3 protein-coding genes are annotated in these 2,900 nt (G+C 26.9%); 1 reads left to right on the forward strand and 2 read right to left on the reverse strand.

The genetic code is table 11. The annotated features are described in order from the left end of the window. A partial coding sequence (locus BCU68_RS15835; protein WP_133126156.1) for a hypothetical protein occupies window positions 1–1,902 on the reverse strand: 1,902 nt, incomplete at its 3' end. A gap of 2 nt (window positions 1,903–1,904) precedes the next feature. Then, window positions 1,905–2,288 (reverse strand): plasmid mobilization relaxosome protein MobC, encoded by a 384-nt coding sequence (gene mobC, locus BCU68_RS15840; RefSeq protein WP_102565707.1) that lies wholly within the window; start codon window positions 2,286–2,288, stop codon window positions 1,905–1,907. 276 nt (window positions 2,289–2,564) lie between these two features. On the opposite strand from mobC, the gene BCU68_RS15845 reads away from it, so the two are divergent. Continuing rightward, on the forward strand, window positions 2,565–2,858 hold the full coding sequence (locus tag BCU68_RS15845) for a hypothetical protein (protein ID WP_102565708.1): 294 nt from the start codon (window positions 2,565–2,567) through the stop codon (window positions 2,856–2,858). Window positions 2,859–2,900 lie beyond the last annotated feature (42 nt).

Raw genomic sequence — 2,900 nt, forward strand, 5'->3', positions numbered from 1 at the left:
ATCTATAACATTAACATCTTTAAATTTAGAATTATATATTTGAGTTTTAACAAAACCAATCAACTCTTTTTTATCTTCATCAGCCACATAATTACCATCAACCAATTTTATTAAATTGTCTTTTGAAAGAGGATCATTACCAATAATATCTTTTAATTCACTAATTTTTAAAGTCGGTTCTTTTGTTTGGAAGAATAATAAATCTTCTTTATTCTCTGAATAAGCAATAACCATAGAGTCTAAAATTAACTGTTTATTATTACTCTCTGCATTTGTCCAACCGTTAGATTTAGCTAGTTTATAAGCCATTTCAACATCAAACTCATTCATGTTATTACCAAATGAAATTTTATTTTTTTCAGCATTTATCTTTATGTTGTGATTATGTGGATATTTTTCAGCGTTTTTCTTTACATAAAAGATAGAAATAGAGCCATCCATATTTACTTTTTCTTTGTAGTTCTTGTTTAAGTTGCTTATTTCAAAGTTATTTTCTACATGATTTTTATTATTATTTGTTAGTGTTAATAAGCTTGTTTCACCCGTTAACAAGCTAAATAATTCTGGGTCATTCTTCTTGACCTTACCAAATGTAAGGTATGAGTTAACTTTACCGCCTGCCATAGCAAGATCATCATTTTTTGTTGAATTAAACGTAATTCCGCCACTTTTACCATTATTATGAAATGTAATATTTGCTTCGATATTATTCTCATTAAGTAATTTTAAAAATTCTTTTGAATTAGTAGATTTTCTATAAGCATTGTTAATTGTATTTTTGAAATTAAGTTTTTCATCAGCGTGATCAACTTTAAGATTCATTTTTTTATTTTGCTTGTTTTTTTTACCATGATATTTTTTACGATCTTCTTTTAACTTACCTAATGATATGTTGTTTTTATGCAGTTTTGCATTAATTATCTGATTGTTACGGATAAACTTTTCATTAATTTTATCCATTTTCTTATAATTATCTTTGATTATATTATCTAATTCTTTTCTATCTCTATAAGCTTTTGTTGTTTCTGGTTCAAGAAATTGTTTCGCAACCCAATTAGACGCAGATTGTAAAACTCCATATTTAATAGGCTTTTCCATCTGATCGTTTTTATCTTGAAGAGGCTTTATTTTATTGATTTTAAGTCTTTTGTTTTTACCACGATAAGACAGGTTTTTATTTTTTAAATCTTCTACAGTGTTAATATTCGTATTGATTTTATTGATGTATTTAATATCGCCATCGTCATTTATCAATATCTTCATGTCTCGAATTTTGTTTTTAGCTAACTTGTTTGATGATGATTTATCACCAGGGAAATAAGTTTTTTTCTTTTTACCGTCAACAGTTTTCCAAATCCAATTGTTTGGATCATTTTTTCCTGTAAGAGTTAGATTTTCAGATTTTTCTAACTTTTGAATGAAGTTATTAACTCTATGATAGTCATTAGATTTTAACTGATACTTTCCGTTTTCATCGTGTAGACCACGCACCAAATGAAAATGCAATTTACCGCTATCAATTTGAGGCCATAACATCTGTGGCGCACCATTGGGGTTAGCCTCATTAGCTATCTTTAAAGCTAGTTCTGTGAGTTTTTTCATTCCATACTTTTCATCATCATCTCTATCAAATGAAATTGTAGAATGCTCGTATATGTGCTTTTGTCTTTTATTCGTTGATAGTAATGAATTAGCATGAATATCTAATACAAAGTTTTCAGTCAATCGTTTATAACTTTCTTCATCACTAACATCATCACAAAAACCACTGTTAGAAATTACACCAATTAATCTTGGGTTTGTATCATCATGAAATCCTTTCTTTGCTTTTGAGTTGTATCTAATAATACCTCTCAAAGCTCTTATACTTCCGCCTTTGTGAAGTGATATAAATACAGCCATAATTATTTCTCCCTATCATAAAAAACAGGGATTACATTCTTGCAGAAATAAATTCTAGCTCTTTTAATTTGGCTTGAAAGCTTTTGAAATTTTTCAAAAGAATCATCATCAATTTGACCATTGGTATTAGCTACTTTTGCAATTTGATTTAAGTTTGTTCCTGCTCTTTGTAAAGAATTTATATACTTTAAAGCTTTACCATCTTTATCAACCTGAACCTTTTTTATGCCCTTGGTTTCACTCATCAGACGAATAATTAATTCTTCCCAATTGCTACATTTATAAATTATTTTAAACTCATGTAAATCATCATACAGATCATCATCTAACCTTATTTTGATAGATTTTCTTCTGGGTTTTTTATCTTTTTCTATTTCGTTATCCATAACTAAATCCTTTAATATTATCCAAATGCCAATGCGGAAATATTGTCTTTAATTATGTAAGTGTTTTTGTTTTGATTTTACATTTACGAAGTAAATCGAGAGGTTTGGGGGGACCCCAAGCCATATCTCGCAATATAACCTATATGTAATTTTTATATCATTTGGTTTTATTTAGTCAACTGCATAAATTGAAGTTATTTATTGTTGTCTAATTTGACAACTTTAAAAAACATGATATCTAAATAGTAATCAATTATAAAAATAGGAGGTTGAAAAATGACAGAAATAAATTGCAAAGAAAATATAGATAAAAAATTTCTGATGGGAATGCTAATTAAGTTTTTTGAAGAAGATATTAAGTTGTCAAAAACTGATTTGAAAGTTTATTTTCATATGTATCTATATTCTGATAAACATGATTACTTTAAATTTGATAAGTATTCTGATGTTGAATTTCATATTGGAGTTGATAAACATCAATTTTCAAAAAGTATTAAAAAATTAGTTACTGCTGAATGTGTTGTCAAAAATGACAATAGTTTTTATTTAATAAGTCAAATACCATTTTAAAAAAGGAGAATAATAATGTATAAAAATAAATATAGTGATAAG

The organism is Vibrio sp. 10N.286.49.B3 (genome assembly GCF_002873395.1).
Taxonomy (GTDB): Bacteria; Pseudomonadota; Gammaproteobacteria; order Enterobacterales; family Vibrionaceae; genus Vibrio.

What these genes read in the sequence shown, in the direction of transcription:
- BCU68_RS15845 (WP_102565708.1), top strand. Translation starts at nt 2,565, where the DNA reads ATGACAGAAATAAATTGCAAAGAAAATATAGATAAAAAATTTCTGATG.
- mobC (WP_102565707.1), bottom strand. Translation starts at nt 2,288, where the DNA reads ATGGATAACGAAATAGAAAAAGATAAAAAACCCAGAAGAAAATCTATC.